4 protein-coding genes and 1 pseudogene are annotated in these 4,441 nt (G+C 33.4%); all 5 read left to right on the top strand.

What is annotated here, in order from left to right:
* Positions 1–68 precede the first annotated feature (68 nt).
* Positions 69–191 carry a hypothetical protein gene (locus tag OZD63_RS03755; protein WP_275008157.1) on the top strand — a complete coding sequence of 41 codons (123 nt, stop codon included), beginning with the start codon at positions 69–71 and terminating at the stop codon, positions 189–191.
* A 280-nt stretch (positions 192–471) separates the two neighbouring features.
* Entirely contained in the window at positions 472–1,701 is a 1,230-nt protein-coding gene (locus OZD63_RS03760; protein WP_275008159.1) for a lipoprotein-releasing ABC transporter permease subunit, read from the top strand.
* Positions 1,694–2,425 carry a hypothetical protein gene (locus OZD63_RS03765; protein ID WP_274980070.1) on the top strand — a complete coding sequence of 244 codons (732 nt, stop codon included), beginning with the start codon at positions 1,694–1,696 and terminating at the stop codon, positions 2,423–2,425. Before OZD63_RS03760 ends, OZD63_RS03765 begins: the two co-directional genes overlap by 8 nt.
* A complete protein-coding gene (locus tag OZD63_RS03770; RefSeq protein WP_274980069.1) occupies positions 2,422–3,642 on the top strand; it encodes a heme biosynthesis protein HemY in 1,221 nt (406 codons plus the stop codon). The genes OZD63_RS03765 and OZD63_RS03770 overlap by 4 nt, the downstream gene beginning before the upstream one ends.
* 88 nt (positions 3,643–3,730) lie before the next feature.
* Positions 3,731–4,441: pseudogene (locus tag OZD63_RS03775) on the top strand (IS5 family transposase); the annotation flags it as partial.

Consider the following 4,441-nt stretch of genomic DNA (forward strand, 5'->3'; position numbering starts at 1 on the left):
CCAGCTTGCAAATGATTGTCCTTTCCTTCATTTCTCTCCTATTACGAAGATTTTAAACAGGTTCTCAGATGAATCCCTTATCAGCGAAATCTGATCCGAGACCTCATGTTAGCAAAAATGCTCTTCTCACAGATGTAAATGTAAAGCAACTAGTTGTACAATTTGAAAATTATGGAAGGAAAGAATTATAACTTATTGAATAAACCCAATAATATTCTTGATTTTTTCTATGTTATAAAAGCACAAGCTTTCCACTTGAAATAGTTGAATTTCAGATAGGAGAGCATTTATCTGATAATGATATAGTGAGGTTGGATGATGTATATGGAAGATTTTGAAATTCTAATGTTAAAGATACTCTATAAGTCTGCTAAATTTAAGGAAGCAAAAATCTCTAGTTTTTAAATAAAGAAAAGTCTACAATTATACGAAGTTTCAAAAATATAATGTCTAACCTCAAAATATTTTGTAATGTCCATTGCCTTTGAAATTACTATGGCTGCTTGCTATTTGCGAGCAAGAAATGCCAGATTTTGCTCTATAATGACTTTGTTCTCTATTATCGGCATTGCCCTTGGAGTTGCAACACTAATAGTGGTGATGTCTGTGATGAACGGATTCAGAGCAAAGTTGCTTGACTCAATACTTGGCATTGATGGCCATATTAACGTTTATTTTGATAGGAACATAAATTCAGATTACTACGCAGTTTCAAAATCTATTGAGAGAATTCCTGGTATATTAAAAGCTACTCCTATGACCAATGATCAAGTTATTATTGTAGCAAATGGTAAAATTGCAGGTAGCGTAGTGCGAGGTGTGTCAACTAAAGATTTGCTTGATAGTACTGCCGTTACAAATAATGTGATTATAGGTGATGTAAAAAAATTTGATGAAGGGATAATAATAGGAGCACGCTTAGCAGAAGTTTTGAACATTGACTATGGCGACGAAATTACGTTTATATCATCTGAAGAATTTGATGCATTACTTGGTGAAATGCCGCGAATGAAAAAATATAAAGTTATAGCAATATTTGATATGGGTATGTTTGAGTATGATAATACCTTGATATATATGCCTCTAAAATCAGCACAAGCCTTTTTTAATTATAAAAATAGCATAAAAAATATAGAAGTACTTGTAGACGACGTTACTAGAGCTGATAAGCTGGCAGATGCTATAGAAAAAGAAATAGGAATGGAAGCTGAAAGTTGGCAATCACAGCAAAGCCATTATTTTAGTGCTTTAAAAACTGAAAGAAATGTGATGTTTTTAATTCTCACTTTGATTATAGTTGTAGCAGCGTTTAATATTGTCTCAAATTTAATGATGATAGTGCAAGAAAAGAAATCCGCGATTGCAATTATGCGTACATTTGGTGCAACAAGTGGAAGCATTATGCGCATATTTTGCGCTTGTGGTCTATTAATCGGTTTTACGGGAACTTGTCTTGGCTGTATTATAGGTGTCGTTTTTTCTCTCAATATCGAAAGCATTAGAGTGTTTTTAGAAAACATTACTAACGTCAAGCTGTTTGATCCTATGATATACTTTTTTTCAAGTTTGCCAATGATATTAGTTTCTCAAGATGTAGTGAACATTTCTGCACTTGCATTATTCTTATCATTTTTAGCGACAATTGCTCCTGCATTGCAGGCAGCTGCACAAGATCCTGCGGAGATACTACGTTATGAATGATACTCAGCAAAAGTACATAGGTTGGTTCTTAATTGTATTGTTATTTACCGGTTACATCACAATAAATAACATAATCTTTTTAAAAATAAATCAGCAAGAGAGTGAAAACAATGTGAAAGCTTTAACGGAAAACATGAATGAATTTAGAATGTTGCTTGAAGTTAATCAATCTAGAATAGAAAAAAAGATATTTGACCTCAAGAGAAGTCAGCATACTCAATGTGAGCAAGGTGATGATAACTCAAGATGTAAGAACCTTGCAAAATTGCTATTACTTGTGGTTAAAATGAAGAATTCGTTATTGCGAGAAGCAAAATTTGATAACCATATAAATTCAATAAAGCCTTTGATATCAGAGCTTGACGATCCAGAGATAGAAAATGCAGTAGATGAATTAGAAAATTTGAAAGAGATAAATACCTTACACGAATTGAAGTTATCTTTTGAAAAAACTGTTGATACTATCGATTACAACAAAAGTACATTGTCTAAAAAAATCATTTCAAACTGGGTAAAGGTAGACGACCGAAATGATCCATTAAGAGTAAAATTCGCAGAAATTGAGGAGTCAATAAATGATAATGATTGGCAAAATATAACTGTTACAGTAAGCAATTTAACGCATTCAGAATTCAAGCCATGGCTGAATAAATTGAATGGTTTTATTGTAGCTTCTAAGAATATTTCAACAATATATCATCACTTGTTACAATATATCTCATGATTTATTTTATAATTTTCGCTTTTTCGTTTTTATTTGGTATATGGGTCAAGGTAAGTGGTGAAGTAATAAAATTGGAATTAGGCAATTACACTATAAGTATTGATCTATATTTCATTATTTTTACTTGTGTAGTTTTATTATTTTTATTAATTACACTTGTACGCTTTTTTTCCTCCATTTCATCAACATTTGCCAACATAAGATATAGAAGAAGGGATAGGGAAGAATTGCTTCTCTTTGAAGCTTTCTTTAGCATAGACTTAGACAATATAGAGAATGCCCAAAAGCTAGTTAAAAGTCTGAGTGAGGAGAGCGATAGGCTGTCTTTAATAAAGCTCTTTAACTCAGGTAAGACGGGAAATTACAGCTTTTTCAGTAACGGTTTAACAAATATTGCAAATAAAAATCGTAACTTAGCTCTACTTCTAGCCAATAAGCTGATTGTCCACCTCAAACAAGAAAAAGTAGTCTTTCAAAAATTTATAGAATATTGCTCTAGTTCAATTAACGATAAAATGCTATCTATTCCCTTTCAAATAGAGCATGGCATATTGAAAGAAGATTGGATTAATGCAATTTTGAGGTTGAAGGAAGCAGTTAAGTCCAATATTTTTCTCCCCTTTGATCATAAAGAAATGTTTGCAGTGTTTTATTGCGCTTTAGCAAAGCAATATGAAAGTAAAGGAAATTTTAAGGAGGCCATAAAGTCTTTATTTAGAGCACAACGTTATAGTGCAATTTTTCAGCCCATCAATTATTTAAAGGCAGAATTATATATTAAACTTGGAAAAATCAGAAAAGCTTCTGCAGTGCTAGAGGCAGAGTATACAGTAAATCCTACTCCTCAGTCAGCTAAAATGTACATCAATTTAAATAGTAAAGGTGCTGAAAGACTATACAACTTACGCCCTGATTATTATTTTAGTTACTGTTTACTTGCTTTGTCCTCAATGAGTTCAGGCAAATATGATCTTGCAAGTCAATATTTAGACACTGCTATGAAAAAAGCTAATTACATGTCAATCTACTTTATTGTAATACAACTCAAGGTTACACTGCAAGAACACGACAAGGTAATTTATTGGCTAAACAAGATGGGCTCAGAAGCTTTGCCTGATCCAGGCTGGAAGTGTAAAAATTGTAACAGGGAACTAGAACAATGGGATCATAAGTGTTCAAGTTGTAATAGTTTTAATTGTGTTTATTATATATTATAAAATTCCACAAAGTGTAGAAATTACCATTAGAGGTTGTCCACAAACTAAGGAATACGTGGTATATAAAGAAAGAATATTGAGGTAAGAGATGAGGAAAAAATATCCAACAGATTTAAGTAAAAGGGAATGGGCAAGAATAGAAAAACACTTCAGAGTATCGTACAAGAAAGGAGGAAGGCCACCAAAATACAGTAAGTGTGAGATAGTAAATGCAATTCTTTATATACTGCGCACAGGATGTCAATGGCGCTATTTACCACACGATTTTCCGCCGTGGAAGGCTGTGCATGAACAGTTTAGAAGATGGAAAAAGCAGGGAATTTTTGAGAAAATGAACTATGATATCACTAAATATAGTAGGTCAAAAATGGGAAGCCGAGCGCATGCATAGTGGACAGTCAATCGGTAAAAACCACGGAAAAAGGGGGGTCAAAGGTTATGATGGTGCGAAAAAGGTAAAGGGGAGAAAAAGACATATAATCACAGATACTCAAGGATTTGTGCTTGGTTGCTATGTAGGAGCTGCAAGCGAAAATGACAGAGATGGGGTGAAGATGGCATTGGACAATATGAAGGAAAAATACAGCAATATTAAGAAAATGTGGGCTGATATGGGATACCAAGGAAAAGATTTAAAGGATTACGTAAAGAGAGAATATGGGATAGATATTGAAATTGTCAAAAGGCCTCCATGTAGGTTTTGGGTGCATAAAGATACACCACTAGAACTATTGCCACAACGGGATCCTGGATTTTCAGTACAGCCGAGAAGGTGGGTGGTAGAGAGGACTTTTGCTTG

Source organism: Wolbachia endosymbiont of Drosophila leontia (assembly GCF_028981785.1).
GTDB lineage: Bacteria > Pseudomonadota > Alphaproteobacteria > Rickettsiales > Anaplasmataceae > Wolbachia > Wolbachia pipientis.